Source organism: Polyangium fumosum (assembly GCF_005144585.1).
GTDB classification, from domain to species: Bacteria; Myxococcota_A; Polyangia; order Polyangiales; family Polyangiaceae; genus Polyangium; species Polyangium fumosum.
Genome location: NZ_SSMQ01000027.1, coordinates 105,663 through 117,767 on the forward strand (window position 1 = coordinate 105,663; position 12,105 = coordinate 117,767).

The window sequence follows — 12,105 nt, forward strand, 5'->3', positions numbered from 1 at the left end:
CTACCTCGCCCCGCGCCCGAGCGGCACGTGCGCCTGTGAATACGTTCGCTTCTCCCGCACCTTGCCCCCCTCGAAATGCAGCACGTCGAGCCCCTGCCAGGCGAAGACCCGCCCAACCACCCCGCGAAACACCAGGTTCCTCACCTCGGCGAGCCCGGGCAGCGCCGCCTGCCCGCCTTCGAGCTCGTGCCGGCAGGTCCAGCGCACCATTGCTTTGCCGGCCTCCTCGTCGAGCAGCCGGTCCTCCGCGAGGAATGAGATCTTGCCGAATTCTCCGCGGAACTGCGGCTCGAATGCCGCGCGGATCTTCCCCTTGCCGCGGTGCTCTTTGCCGTTGTACGTCACGTAGAGCGCGTCCTCCGTGAAATGATGCATCACGGCGTCGAGGTCGTTCCGGTTGAACGCGTCGAGGAAGCCGTCGACGAGGACGAGCAAATCGTCACGGGAGAGCGCGTGGATCGCCATCGGCCGCGGCATCGTCGCCGCCGCTCGCTCCCTTGTCAACACGCGCGCTCGCCGCGCGGGGGCCTCGCATCCTCCTTCCCACGCGCGCCCCTTCCTGTGGTACGAACGCCCCGCGGCGCGCCTGTCCTCGCGGGCGGGGGTTCGCCGCGTACACCCGACGCGCCGCCTCTCGGTTTTTCGGATGTTCCCATGTGTGGCCGATACACCCTGACGAACGTAGCGCCGAACCTCCTCGGCCCCCTTTTCGGGGTCCTCGACGTCCCGCTCCTCTCGCCGCGCTTCAATGTCGCGCCCACCCAGGACATGCCCGTCGTGCGTGTCCTCGCGCCCGGCGCGCCGCGCACGATCGAGCTCGCCCGCTGGGGCCTCGTCCCTTCGTGGGCGAAGGACATCTCGATCGGCGATCGCATGATCAACGCCCGCGTCGAGACCGCCGCCGAGAAGCCCGCGTACCGATCGAGCTTCAAGTCGAAGCGTTGCCTCGTCGTCACGGACGGCTTCTACGAGTGGAAAAAGCTCGGCACCGCCAAGAAGCAGCCTTGCCGCATCCACATGCCGGACGAGAAGCCCTTCGCCTTCGCCGGCCTCTGGGCGCGCTGGAAGAACGCCGAGGGCAGCGCGCTCGACACCTTCACCATCCTGACGGCCGAGGCCCGCGCCGCCGTGGCCGACGTGCACGATCGCATGCCCGTCATCCTCGCCGCGGACGCCTACGGCCCCTGGCTCGATCCCGAGGAGCAACGCGCCGATGTTCTCCAGGCGATGGTCGCCGCGCGCGTGGGCGCCGACCTCGTCGTGACGCCCGTCTCCACGCGCGTCAACAACCCGCGCAACGAGGGACCGGAGAACGTGCGCCCCCTTTTCGCGCAGGATTTGCCGTGATCGCGCGACGTGCGAGGGGCGCGGACATCAGTGCGATGTCCAGGCATCAGCGCGGCTCGCGCGGGACGGACCTCCGGCGCGCGATCTTTGCGCGACACGCGCCACCTTCGCGCGTCATCTGCTCAATCGGGCCCTTCCCGACCGCACCCATGCCGTGGCATAAGAATTGTTTAAGTTGGTGGCGAATCCCCTGAACCCCCCGCCCCCCGGAGGAGGTACCTCATGTCCGCATTCGCCCTCGTCGCCGAAACCGATCCAATCCTCTCTGCCGCCCAGGTCGCCGTCGTCGACGCCCTCGGCCTCGTCCCGCTCGTGGCGCAGGACGGCGAGCGCGCCATCTGGCTGCTCCGCCGCTTCGGCACCCCGGCGCTCCTCATCACGTCGCTCTCGCTCCCGGTCGTCGACGGGTTCGAGGTGCTCGACTGGCTGCGCGCGCGCATCAGCGGTCGCAGCGCGAAGGTCATCGTCACCTCGCCCTTCCCCGAGCTCCGCGCCTTCGCCGGCGCGCTGCGCGAGCACCTCGGCATCAGCGCCATCCTGCCTCGGAACGCCTCGCCGGACACGCTCCGGAGCCTCGCCGAGGCCTTGCTGAAGGGCGCAGAGCTGCCGGCGCCGCTCTCGGAGGCCGCGCGCTCGACGCCGGTCCATTCCGTCCGCTCGATGCAGGAAGGGCCGCGAGATCCACGCCTCGACTGGTTCGTCCGGTCGGCCGCGGAGGAGCTGCACGCGTCGGTGGCGCTCGCGATGGTGGCCCAGGGGGAGGGCCGCGCTCTGATCTCGGCCGTGGGGATGGATGCGCGCAGGTGGCCGGTGCTCGGGGGAATCGGCCGGCACGTGCTCGGGGCAGGGGAGACGCTCGTCGTGTCGGACGCGTTCGCGCATCCGTTCTTCCAGGGCGACGTATCGGTGATGGAGGGGCTCGTGCGGGGTTTCGCGGCAGCGCCGGTGCTCGACGCGGCGGGCCGCACGCGGGGCATGCTCTGCGTGATCGAGCCGAAGGCGCGCCTGCGCATCGGTCCGGAGGGCCTCGTGCGTCTCGCCGAGCGCGCGCGCCTCATCGGCACGGCAATCCCCAACATCGAGCCCGGTGTCGGCCGCCTCCTCCGCGCCAGCCGCCGCCGGATCATCGAAGCGATGCCGGACAGCGCGCCCATCTCGAGCCCGCGGTAGTCGACCTTCCTCCCCGCAAAACCGAGGGTTCTACGCGGAAATGCTGGCCGAAGCTGGCCTTCCGCCTTGGATTCCGGTATCAGTGGCGCATGCCCCCGGCAGGCCCCCCGCGAACTCATTCCAGTGCGGAAGACCACGTCCGCTGGAGTAGGGGGGAGCTGCGTATCAAGGTCACCGACGACGTCGTCTACGAGCAGGTCAGCGGTTACCTCGAAAAAGAGGTGGTGAGTAAAATCACGCACCCTATCGACAAGCTGATCAGCCAGGGCGCGAAACCCATCATCTTCAACGATTGGTGGGAGCTCAGCGGCTACGACTCCGATGCGCGCCTCAAGCTGACGGATTGGATCTTCTGGATCCGCGGCAAGATTGTGGGCAGCCACATCCTCGTCCGCTCGAAGATCGTCAGCATGGGCGTCTCGATCGCGAACCTCGCGCTCGGTGGAATGCTCACGGTCTACACCGATCGGCAGGAGTTCACGCTCGCGTACCATCGCGCCTTACGGCAGAGCATGAAGCCGCCGCACACGTCGCCGTCCTCGGCGTCGAGCCCCGCCTCGATGGGTGCGCCCGCGTCCACGGCGACCCCGCCGGCCTCGCAGACCTCCGCCGGGGTCGCCGCGTCGCCGAGCGGATCCTCGCCGGGGTCCTCGCACGACGACCCGGTGCGGCCTCCCCGCTCGATCCGCTGATACGCCGTGGGCGGCGCGCGGGGTGGGGTGGCAAGAGGCAATGACCTGCCTTTGGGCATTCCGTGGCGTCCGTCCGGCATGATAGGAGTCGGAGAGGAGAGGCGGCCATGAGCACCGACAGCCCCAGGCTGCATCCCGACATCCCTGAAGGCGCGGCCGTGCCGCGTGTGCCGACGTGGTACGTCGATCGAACGGCGGCGCGTGAGCGCTTCGGCGAGGCCGTCGACTCGTTCGGGCCTTTCCTCATGCGCGGCGACCCGCCTGCGGACGAGCTCGTCGCCGTGTTGAACGAGCTTCGCCCTGCGCAGGCGAACCGCATGCTCCAGCAGGCGCTCGACGAGGGCATCACCAGCGTCCGCCGCCCGCCGCGCGCGTTCGTGCAGTTCTTCCGGCAGATCGACGAGATCCCGCTCTGGCTCGACTGGGACAAACTCGACCGCGGCGGCCGCGCCGTGTTACGCACCGGCCCGCTCGGCGCGGTCGTCCTCGCCTGTTACTCGCTCCCGCTCTCCTATGCCTCGCCGGATGGTTCCAAGCCCCTCACGGCCTCGGGTCGCCTCGTCCAGCGCGCCTCCCGCAGGCTCACCGAGACGGCGCGTTTCCTCGTGGAGACGTGCCGCCCGGGGGGCCTCCGTCGTGGCGCCGAGGGCTTCAAGATCACGATCCGCGTCCGGCTCATGCACGCCCAGGTGCGCAGGCTCCTGCTTCAGCGCAAATCCTGGCCCTACGAGCGCTGGGGCATCCCCGTGAACCAGGCGTACATGGCCGGGACGAACGTGCTCTTCTCGTCCGTCCTCATCGAGGGCCTGTCCAAGCTCGGCTACGAGGTCCCCCAGGCCGAGCGCGACGACATCGTCCAGCTCTGGCGTTACGGCGGCCTGCTCAGCGGCGTCGATTCGACGATCTGCGCGGCCACGGAGGCCGAGGGCCTGCGCCTCATCCGGCTGATCCATGCGGTGATGGATCCGCCGGACGACGACTCGCGCGCGCTCGTGAAGGCGCTCATGGAGGCGCCGCTCGAGCTCGCGAAGAGCCCGGCGCAGAAGGCGGTGGCGCAGCGGCTCGTGGATCTGCTCTACGGTCTGTCGCGGCACCTCGTCGGCGAGGACCTGGCGAACACGCTCGCGTATCCGCGCACCTCGTGGCGCCACGTCGCGCCGGTGCTCCGGGGGATGAACATGATGATGAACTCCTTCCAGCGCCGGGTGCCCGAGAGCCGCGACGCGCTCTATCGGTTTGGGCTCGAAGCTTGGGAGAGGGTCATCGAGAACGGCCTCGCCGGCATCCCGGCGGCGTTCGATTTCCGCAAGGCGACCGTGGGGGATCAGGGAGGTCCGACGCATGCTCCGTGACAAGCTGAGTTTCCTGGGGGATCAGGACATCGAGCTCCTGCTCCGTTCGAGCCAGAGGCGTCACGTCGTGCGCGGCGAGACCATCGTCCGGGAGGGCCAGAGCCCCGAGGCGATCTTCCTCGTGCAAGAGGGCTTCATCTCGGTCCGCGCCGGCGGCGTCACGGTCGGCTACTTCGGCCCGGGGCAGATCCTCGGCGAGATCTCCTTCCTCGAACGGCGCAGCGCGAGCGCCACTGTCGTCGCCGAGGGCGACGCCGTCCTGAACCGCATCGACAACGCCGACCTCGAGGCCCTCCTCTCCGCGCACCCCGACCTCGCGGCCCGCTTCTATCGCTCGCTCGCGGTGAGTTTGTCCCGCCGCGTGCGCGCCTTGAGCGGCAGCCTCACGAAGCTCCGCGGCCAGCGCTCGCACAAGGCGCGTTACGGCCAGCTCTCGGCGCGGCACGTCCCTTCGAGCCTGGTCGACGGCCTCACGGGCGTCTTGCGTGAAGTCCAGCGCGTCGAGGAGTCGCTCGCGGCGCGCCGGATGGCGTCGGATGCGGCGGCGCGCGTGGTCGCGTCTTCGTGTGATCGTGTGGTCGCCTTGCTCGAAGAGCACACCACGGAGAAGGCGCTGCTCGCGATCAGCGTCGACGACCTCCTCACGTTCCGGGACATCAGCCGCTTGCGCGAGGGCGTCGGCAGCTTCGTCTTCCGCATCTGCTTCGCGCTGCTCATGTCGAGCGCGACGATCGCGCGCCTCTACGACAAACCCGGCGGTGTCGCCGAGGACGACGAGACGCGCCGCGCGATCGCCGACGCGGATGCCGAGGGCGACGGCCTCATCGGCCCGCTCGTCGACCGGTGGTTCCTCGATCGCGCTGTCTGCCGGGCACGCCGCGACAGCCGCAAGGCGATGGTCGCCGAGATCGTCCGTCGCGCCACCGAGCACGCGGGCCCTGGCTCGTTCCTCGTGACGAGCATCGGGAGCGGCGGCGGCGACGAGCTGCTCGATGCGATGGACGAGGCGGGCGAGGGCGTCCTCGCGGCGACGTGCATCGACCCGGATCCGGACGCGCTTCGCCGGGGCAACCACCTGGCCTCGGAGGCGGGGCACGCCTCGTCGATGACGTTCCTTTGCGCGGAGCCCTTGAGCCTCTCCGGCTCGGGCTCGGAGATCTTCCTTGGACCGCAGCACATGGTCTACGCGCTCTGCTTCTTCGATTACCTCTCGGACGACGACGCGGTGGCGCTGCTCGACTGGATCTGGGGCCACCTCGCGCCTTCGGGGAGGGCCGTATGGACGGCGCTTGGCCCGGACCTCACGGATTTGCCGATGATGGAGCACCTGCTCGAATGGGCCGTCGTCCCGCGCGACGCCCCGGCGATCCGCGCGCTCGTCTCGCGCTCGCGTTTTGGCCGTGCGGTCGAGGTCCAGCCGCTCGAGGGCTCTTCGCTCCACATGGTCACGTGCACGCGGGAGTCGGCTCCGTGACCATGATCCCGTCGAGCCGCGGCGGGCCCAAGGAGGTCTACCGCAACCCGTACATGGTCGTGCGGCACGACGTGACCCGAAAGCTCCTGATCGTGACCCGCACGAGCGTCTCGTACCCCAGCATCGAGACCTTGCGGGACACGTTCGTCGAAATGGAGACGGCGATCGGATACGTCTCGCGTCCGCGGACGATGTTGCTCATCGACGCGCGCCCGGCGCCGCCGCGGAACGACCCTGACTTCGAGGCGGAGTTCGGGCGACTGCGAAAGCACTTCTTGCGGGAGTTCCAGAAGATCGCGACGCTGGTGCAGACGGCGGTGGGGATCCTGCAGGTGACGCGGCAGGTGCGCGCGGACGAGCGGCCGACGGGGGTGTTCACGGATCCGAGCGAGGCGCTGGCGTACCTCGGGGTGGTGCTGGAGCCGGAGCGGATTGACGTGCGGGGGTAGGGTGGTGGCCCCGTTTCATCCCCGATGAGTCGATAGCCCCTTGGTTTGCGCGTGCAGGGCGACCTCGTCGAGGAGCCCAGGAAGCGAAGCGAGCCCGCTCAGCTCTTCGAGCGTCGACCAGGAGAGAGCAACGCTCTCTCCCTCGCGTGGCTCCGCGGCACCGCTCACGTGATGGGCAAAAAACGACCACACGCACGAAGCGCTTCATGACAAGACTTTTTACCTGGTCCCCCTTCCCACCCGCCACCCCTTCCGTTACCTTCCCCGCCGCGGGGGAGAGAGGACAAACGGGAGGGTATGCCTTCGAAGCAAGTCACGGATCGCCAAAAGAGCGCCGACGCGGTCGCCATGGCCGCCGAAGTCCACGCGGACCGCGTCCATACCGCGCTCACCACGCTCCTTTCCCCCTATCTCGCCCAGGCCGCCGGCGAGACCATGCCCGACGTCGCTGTCCTCGTGCGCCTCTTCTCCCGCGCCCTCCGCGCGACGAAAGAGCAAATGGTCATGGCCGACGAAGCGCACGAGGCCGAGCTCGGCGATGACGAACCTGCTCGCAAGGCGCGCGACCAGGCATTCGAGGAGCTTTATGCCGAGCTCGTCACGCAGCGCGAGGTATTGACGGGTCTTTATGGGGCGGCCGTGGCGGCGCGGACCATGCCGAGCGAAACCCCCCGGGACCCGGTTGTCCTGGCGCGATTCTCGCGGACCGTTGAGAAAAACCTCGCCGAGATCTCCCTGCCGCCGTCGCGCGTCAAAGGCGCGACCCTCAATGCCGCCGACGTGAAGGCGACCCTTGCAGGGCTGCGCGAGGCACTGGAGACGCGCATCGAGGCCGTGGCGCGCGAGGTGCGCGAGGCGCAGACCACGCAGATCGCCAAGCGACAATCGATGGAAGGCTACGACGGCATGTTCGGCGGCGTCGCCGGGCTCCTGAGCCACCTGCTCCTCGTCGCAGGGGACCGAGACCTCGCCGCCCAGGTGAAGCCTTCCGCGCGGAGACCGGGGCAGACCGCGGCCCAGGCCGACGAGAAGCCGGAGCCTTCCGCGAGCCAAACGACCGGCTGAACCGTCGTCAGCGCCCTCCGCAGCGCCCGCGGACGCCTCTGGCAACGGGCGAGCCCCGTCCACGAGGCTCGGGTCTGTGCGTGGGGAAACAGCCCCCGCCTTCCCGGGGGCTGCGGACGGGGCTGGGGGTTTTCACGAAGCCTTCACGGCGGCCGTTTTGGCCCCTGGGCCTTCATTCGCCCGACCCCTCCCCCGCCGCCTCCTCCTGCATCCGCGCGCGCTTCGCCTTGAGCTCCTCCGTCTCCGCGTTGAGCTTGGCCGTCGCCGCCTCCATCAGCCGAAGGGTCCACCCGAGCAGCCGCTCGACCTCCGCGACGTCGATGCCCTCTGCGCCGGCCGCCTTCTCCCGAAGCGCGATATCGACCAGCCTGCGCACCGTCGGCAGGAGCACCGGATCGTCGGGGCCGGCGAGGTGAGGCTCGAGCAGCCGCAAGAGCCACGTCGAGAGCTCCTTCGCGCGTGGGAGGTTGCCCTCCGCGAGCCGGGCCTCCGCCGCTCGGTCGAGCACCACCTGGAGGCGCAGGCTCTCCTTGCCGAACTCCTTCTCCGCGATGGCAAGCGCCTCTTCGTAGAGCGCCGCCGCGCGCGCATGCGCTCCGCGTTTCGTCGCGACCTCCGCGAGATGGACCGTCGCGACCACGCAATGGGTGCTCTCGGGGGGGTAGTGCGCTGCATAGACGTCACGCATGCGCTCGAACGTCGCTTCGGCGGCGTCGCAATCGTCCAGCGCGAGGTACGCCTTGCCGAGCTCGTCCAGCACGACGATGAGGGACAGGTCCTTCGGCCCGGACGCTTTTTCGAGCATCTCGAGCGCACCCTCGAGCGGCCGTTCGGCGTGCTCCGGCTTCTCCTCGGCGAGCGCGGCGCGCCCGTAACGCAGGAGCGCCTCCCCCATCTTCCGGGGGTCACCGTCGAGCGCGCGGTCCGTGATGTCGACGGCGAGCCGATAGCTCTTGCGCGCCTCCTCGTAGTCCTTCATTGCGACGAAGACGTCGCCGATCCGGAGCGTGTCCGCATAGACGTCCGCGGCGTGCGTGGTGAGGTGCTCGCCTCGGATCTTGAACGCCGTGAGCGCGGCGTCCGCGGCGCCGTCGAGGTCGCCGCGCTCGAGCTCGATGTCGGCGAGGAGCGCGAAGGACGAGGCCACCTCGAGGTGCTCTTCCCCGAGGATCTTGCGCCTGATCGCGAGGGCCTTCGTCGCGGCGCGGTGGGCCTTGTCGAGCTCGCCGGCATGGCGGAGCAGCCGGGCGAGGTCGGAGAGCGCCTGGAGGGGCATATCGAGCGCGGCAGGGTCCTCGGCGCTGCGAAGCATGCGGGCGTCGAGGAGGCGTTCGAGCAGGCCCAGGGCGGGGGCCCATTGGGCGAGCTTGCTATAATGCGTGAGCGCCGTGGTGGCGGCGGTGAGGGTGTCGGGGTGAAACGCGCCGAGGTGCTGGTCGCGAATCTCGAAGAGTCGTTCCGCGAGCGGAGCGGCGAGCTCGGGCCGGCCTTCGGCAACGGCAGCGCGGAGTTGCATGTCGAGTTGCCAGGCTTCGAGGTCGGTCGCCTCGTCGGGGGGGGTGTCGTGGTCGGCCATGGCGAGGGAGGATACCGGTCGGGGCGGCCGGGGAAAGAGCAAAAAAGCTCAGGGGAAGGTCGGGGTCACGTGCTGACACGGCCCGGCGGAGGGGCCGACCTGTTTGCGGAACGCTTCGCAGGAGCCGAGGCTACGCGTGCAGTGGATCAGAGCTCCGTCGGTGAAGCAGAATTGGGCCTCGTCGACGGAGGCGTAGGACCTCCACAGGGCCCAGGTCGCAAAGAAGACCAGGGCCAGAGCTGCGGCCGCGAGCCACCTGTGGCTGCTCTTGGTCGTCGTAGGACCCGTCGTCGGCGGGGCGGGGGGAGGGGAGGGCGCCTCCTTCTTGCCGTCGAACGGGGCGATGACGGCTCTTGCCTTTTCCAGCGCCTCCTCGACCTCACCGCCGAAGAGGATCGTGGGCTCGTCCTTCGCGCGCTCTGCGAGTCGGATTGCCTCCGCAAACGTCTTTCGGGCCCCGGCAAGATCGAAGGTCGTCGCCTTTGCCGCGGCCACGAGCGCCATGATGAGAGCCTCAAGCGGTCTGTCGTGGATCCCAATCCTCTCTTCTATCTGCCATTCGTCCAGCACGTCGATGGCCCGACAGGCGGCCGCGTGACGATACGATGCGAGGCGCACCAGCGCGTGGTCGCCCGCTTCCTGAGCCAGCTCCTGAGCCTCTCGATAATATTCGGCTGCCGCGATCGACTCGAAATCGCCCCCCGTTTCCCGTACCCGCCCTAGGAGCATGTTGGCGCGACATTCGAGCGCTTTTGATATTCCAGACGTCCCGATCATCCGATGGAGCAGGATATAGGCTTCCTTCACCCGCCCCAGCCGCCGCGCGACCTCCGCCCGCAAGAGCTCGATCTCGCCCCAACTCTCGGGATCCGTGTCTCCAATTCTCTCCGGCGCCTTTGCGAGTAGCGCCCCTGCCTCCTCGATCTCGCCCGCCGATAGCACCTGATTCACCTGCCGGACGGTCAGGATCGTAATGCTCTTCCGATCCCCCTGCCGCCGCGCCTCCTCCAGCAGATCGTCCTTCGACGCCGGCCCGGCCTTCTTCTCCTCCCGCGTCCTCTCTTCTTGCTCGCGCAGCCGGAGCCTCCGCTCCACCGCCCGCACCGACCAGAAATCCGGCGCCCGCTCCGCCGTCGAGAGCAAGAACTCCCGCGTCCCGCACCATACCAAGGGACATCCGAGCCGCTTCGAAATCGCGTCCCGCCGCTCGTTCACCAGGCGAAAAGCGAGCGACACCCCCTCCTTCGGCCATTCGGTCCCTGCGATCACGAAGGCCACGCCGCCCTCTTCGGGCTTCGCTTCGAGCAGCCGGGTCGAGAGATACCTCCATTCCTCGTCGTCCCGAGGTGCAAACACGAGCGCCGGATGACCCTTCGCCCCGAGCCAATCCGCGAGCGCCCGCCCGAGGTCCGGGCCCAGCACCTCCACCGGCAAGAGGACGAACCCTCCCGAGAGCTCCACGACGCGGAGGATCCCCTCGAAATCGTCGAGGTACGGCTCCGCCCACGAGGGCAGCGCGGCAGGGCTCTCCTTGCTCAAGCCTTCGTCCCCGCGAGCCGCGCTTTCACGATCGGCGCGTCACGCACGAGCGGGTGTAAATCGTACCAGGGCTTGCCATTGCGGTAAGCGAGAACGAGATAGAGCTGGAGCAGCCGCCCGAAGACGGCGACGCGCCCGTCGTCGCCATGCGGCAACTCATGCGTTCGGGCGATTTCGCTGAGCAGATCGGCGTGGTTGTCCCGGATCGCCATGACATACCCCTCCGCCGTGCGGTCGATGATCTGCCTTATCGTCTCCGGATCGACCGGGAATGCAGGCGCGCTCCAGAGCACCTCCCGCACCATCCGGAGGAGATCACGCGTATAGCCGCCAGAAGCGGCGATGAGCTTGTCCAGCGTCTCCTTGCGGTCCTCGCCGAAGACCACCTTCAGCTCGAGGCGCCTGCCCACGAGCTCCGTCAGCTTGGCATAACCGGGCGCATACGTGCCGCCGTCGGGATCCGCGACCTTGATCATCGGCAAGATCTGAGCGGGGCGATGGTAAAAGCTGTCGAGCTGGGTGTGCCGAAATCGGAGCCAGAGCGGGAACGTGTACACGACGTGGCAAGGCAATCGCAGCCGCGCCGCGTGCTCGACGAACACCGTCTCCGCGCTCGCTTCCAGCGTCTCCCGGTCCTCCTCCCGCAGCGGCGTGACCTTCTCCAGCCCGTCGACGAGGACCACGATCTGCTGTGCGTGTGTTGCCCGGCGCAGCCGGACCACGGCCTCTGCCATGGCCTCCCGCGCGTCCTGCACGAAGACCTGAAATCGCGTCGCCAGCGCGTCCTCGAGCTGCTTGCGGAAGCTGTGGTTCCCCTTCGCCTCGAACATGAGCGTCGCACCAAGCTGCGCGAAGCCGAGGCCCTTCAAATCGATCTGCGTCGTCTTCAAGAAATCATAAAAACGCTTCAGATAGCCCGGCTCCTGGTCGGGATCTCGTCCCTCCGCCCGCGTCGCCGCGCGATCGAGCTCGTAGGCGAGGACGCGCAGCGTCTCCAGGATCGAGAGCGGCGTCGGATCGGTGCGATAGTCCTGAAAATCGACCATCAGCACGTGGAACGGCGTCTGCTTGTTCTCCTCCAGGCGCTTCTGCAGGCGGCGAAGCTCGGTGGTCTTGCCGGAGCCGGGGAAGCCCGTGAAGAGCAGGCATACCGGTGACGTGGGCTCGTTGAAGACGATGGTGCGCTCGATATGATCGATGCAACGCGCGCCGCTCGCCCCGCGCACCGGCGCACCCGCGTCGAGATCCACATACCGCGAATCGCCGGGATCCAGCGGCTGATTCGGGTCGCACTGCTTGACGAAGTGCTGGAGCTCGCGCAGCGCGATCGGGGCGGTCTGCATGGTGCAGTTCTAGACGAGTGGGCGTGCCGTTGCCAACAGCGGCGCATGGAGACGTGCTCCGGGCAACAGCCTGCCACCCTACCCCCGAACCCTGGCAA

Annotated in this window: 11 protein-coding genes; 7 read left to right on the forward strand and 4 right to left on the reverse strand. The window is 68.7% G+C overall.

All coding sequences use genetic code 11. The features are described 5' to 3' along the window. Positions 1–465 (reverse strand): YybH family protein, encoded by a 465-nt coding sequence (locus tag E8A74_RS24915; protein ID WP_170229347.1) that lies wholly within the window; start codon positions 463–465, stop codon positions 1–3. A gap of 189 nt (positions 466–654) precedes the next feature. Between E8A74_RS24915 and E8A74_RS24920 the strand changes: the two genes are divergently transcribed. The 7 genes from E8A74_RS24920 (at position 655) to E8A74_RS24950 (ending at position 7,549) form a co-directional block, all read left to right on the forward strand. Further along, positions 655–1,347 carry an SOS response-associated peptidase gene (locus E8A74_RS24920; RefSeq protein ID WP_170229348.1) on the forward strand — a complete coding sequence of 231 codons (693 nt, stop codon included), beginning with the start codon at positions 655–657 and terminating at the stop codon, positions 1,345–1,347. A gap of 222 nt (positions 1,348–1,569) precedes the next feature. Then, positions 1,570–2,517 carry a response regulator gene (locus tag E8A74_RS24925; protein WP_136931560.1) on the forward strand — a complete coding sequence of 316 codons (948 nt, stop codon included), beginning with the start codon at positions 1,570–1,572 and terminating at the stop codon, positions 2,515–2,517. Positions 2,518–2,606: 89 nt separating this feature from the next. After that, positions 2,607–3,209 carry a hypothetical protein gene (locus E8A74_RS52645; protein ID WP_170229349.1) on the forward strand — a complete coding sequence of 201 codons (603 nt, stop codon included), beginning with the start codon at positions 2,607–2,609 and terminating at the stop codon, positions 3,207–3,209. Positions 3,210–3,316: 107 nt separating this feature from the next. Next, entirely contained in the window at positions 3,317–4,561 is a 1,245-nt protein-coding gene (locus E8A74_RS24935) for an oxygenase MpaB family protein (protein WP_136931561.1), read from the forward strand. After that, positions 4,551–6,035 carry a cyclic nucleotide-binding domain-containing protein gene (locus E8A74_RS24940; protein WP_136931562.1) on the forward strand — a complete coding sequence of 495 codons (1,485 nt, stop codon included), beginning with the start codon at positions 4,551–4,553 and terminating at the stop codon, positions 6,033–6,035. Before E8A74_RS24935 ends, E8A74_RS24940 begins: the two co-directional genes overlap by 11 nt. 2 nt (positions 6,036–6,037) lie before the next feature. Next, positions 6,038–6,484 carry a hypothetical protein gene (locus E8A74_RS24945; protein ID WP_136931563.1) on the forward strand — a complete coding sequence of 149 codons (447 nt, stop codon included), beginning with the start codon at positions 6,038–6,040 and terminating at the stop codon, positions 6,482–6,484. A 297-nt stretch (positions 6,485–6,781) separates the two neighbouring features. Then, positions 6,782–7,549 carry a hypothetical protein gene (locus tag E8A74_RS24950; protein WP_136931564.1) on the forward strand — a complete coding sequence of 256 codons (768 nt, stop codon included), beginning with the start codon at positions 6,782–6,784 and terminating at the stop codon, positions 7,547–7,549. 172 nt (positions 7,550–7,721) lie between these two features. On the opposite strand, the gene E8A74_RS24955 is transcribed toward E8A74_RS24950, so the two are convergent. From E8A74_RS24955 to E8A74_RS24965, 3 genes are read right to left on the reverse strand one after another with little or no spacing between them, the layout of a single operon-like run. Next, positions 7,722–9,125 carry a tetratricopeptide repeat protein gene (locus E8A74_RS24955; RefSeq protein WP_136931565.1) on the reverse strand — a complete coding sequence of 468 codons (1,404 nt, stop codon included), beginning with the start codon at positions 9,123–9,125 and terminating at the stop codon, positions 7,722–7,724. 48 nt (positions 9,126–9,173) lie between these two features. Next, positions 9,174–10,664 (reverse strand): hypothetical protein, encoded by a 1,491-nt coding sequence (locus E8A74_RS24960; protein ID WP_136931566.1) that lies wholly within the window; start codon positions 10,662–10,664, stop codon positions 9,174–9,176. Next, the gene (locus tag E8A74_RS24965; protein ID WP_136931567.1) at positions 10,661–12,007 is read right to left on the reverse strand and encodes an AAA family ATPase; all 1,347 of its coding nucleotides are present in this window, start codon (positions 12,005–12,007) and stop codon (positions 10,661–10,663) included. Before E8A74_RS24965 ends, E8A74_RS24960 begins: the two co-directional genes overlap by 4 nt. Positions 12,008–12,105: the final 98 nt, after the last annotated feature.

Bases quoted from the DNA above. Each gene is read 5' to 3' on its own strand.
- E8A74_RS24915 (WP_170229347.1), bottom strand. From the start codon at position 465: ATGGCGATCCACGCGCTCTCCCGTGACGATTTGCTCGTCCTCGTCGAC.
- E8A74_RS24920 (WP_170229348.1), top strand. From the start codon at position 655: ATGTGTGGCCGATACACCCTGACGAACGTAGCGCCGAACCTCCTCGGC.
- E8A74_RS24925 (WP_136931560.1), top strand. From the start codon at position 1,570: ATGTCCGCATTCGCCCTCGTCGCCGAAACCGATCCAATCCTCTCTGCC.
- E8A74_RS52645 (WP_170229349.1), top strand. From the start codon at position 2,607: ATGCCCCCGGCAGGCCCCCCGCGAACTCATTCCAGTGCGGAAGACCAC.
- E8A74_RS24935 (WP_136931561.1), top strand. From the start codon at position 3,317: ATGAGCACCGACAGCCCCAGGCTGCATCCCGACATCCCTGAAGGCGCG.
- E8A74_RS24940 (WP_136931562.1), top strand. From the start codon at position 4,551: ATGCTCCGTGACAAGCTGAGTTTCCTGGGGGATCAGGACATCGAGCTC.
- E8A74_RS24945 (WP_136931563.1), top strand. From the start codon at position 6,038: ATGATCCCGTCGAGCCGCGGCGGGCCCAAGGAGGTCTACCGCAACCCG.
- E8A74_RS24950 (WP_136931564.1), top strand. From the start codon at position 6,782: ATGCCTTCGAAGCAAGTCACGGATCGCCAAAAGAGCGCCGACGCGGTC.
- E8A74_RS24955 (WP_136931565.1), bottom strand. From the start codon at position 9,125: ATGGCCGACCACGACACCCCCCCCGACGAGGCGACCGACCTCGAAGCC.
- E8A74_RS24965 (WP_136931567.1), bottom strand. From the start codon at position 12,007: ATGCAGACCGCCCCGATCGCGCTGCGCGAGCTCCAGCACTTCGTCAAG.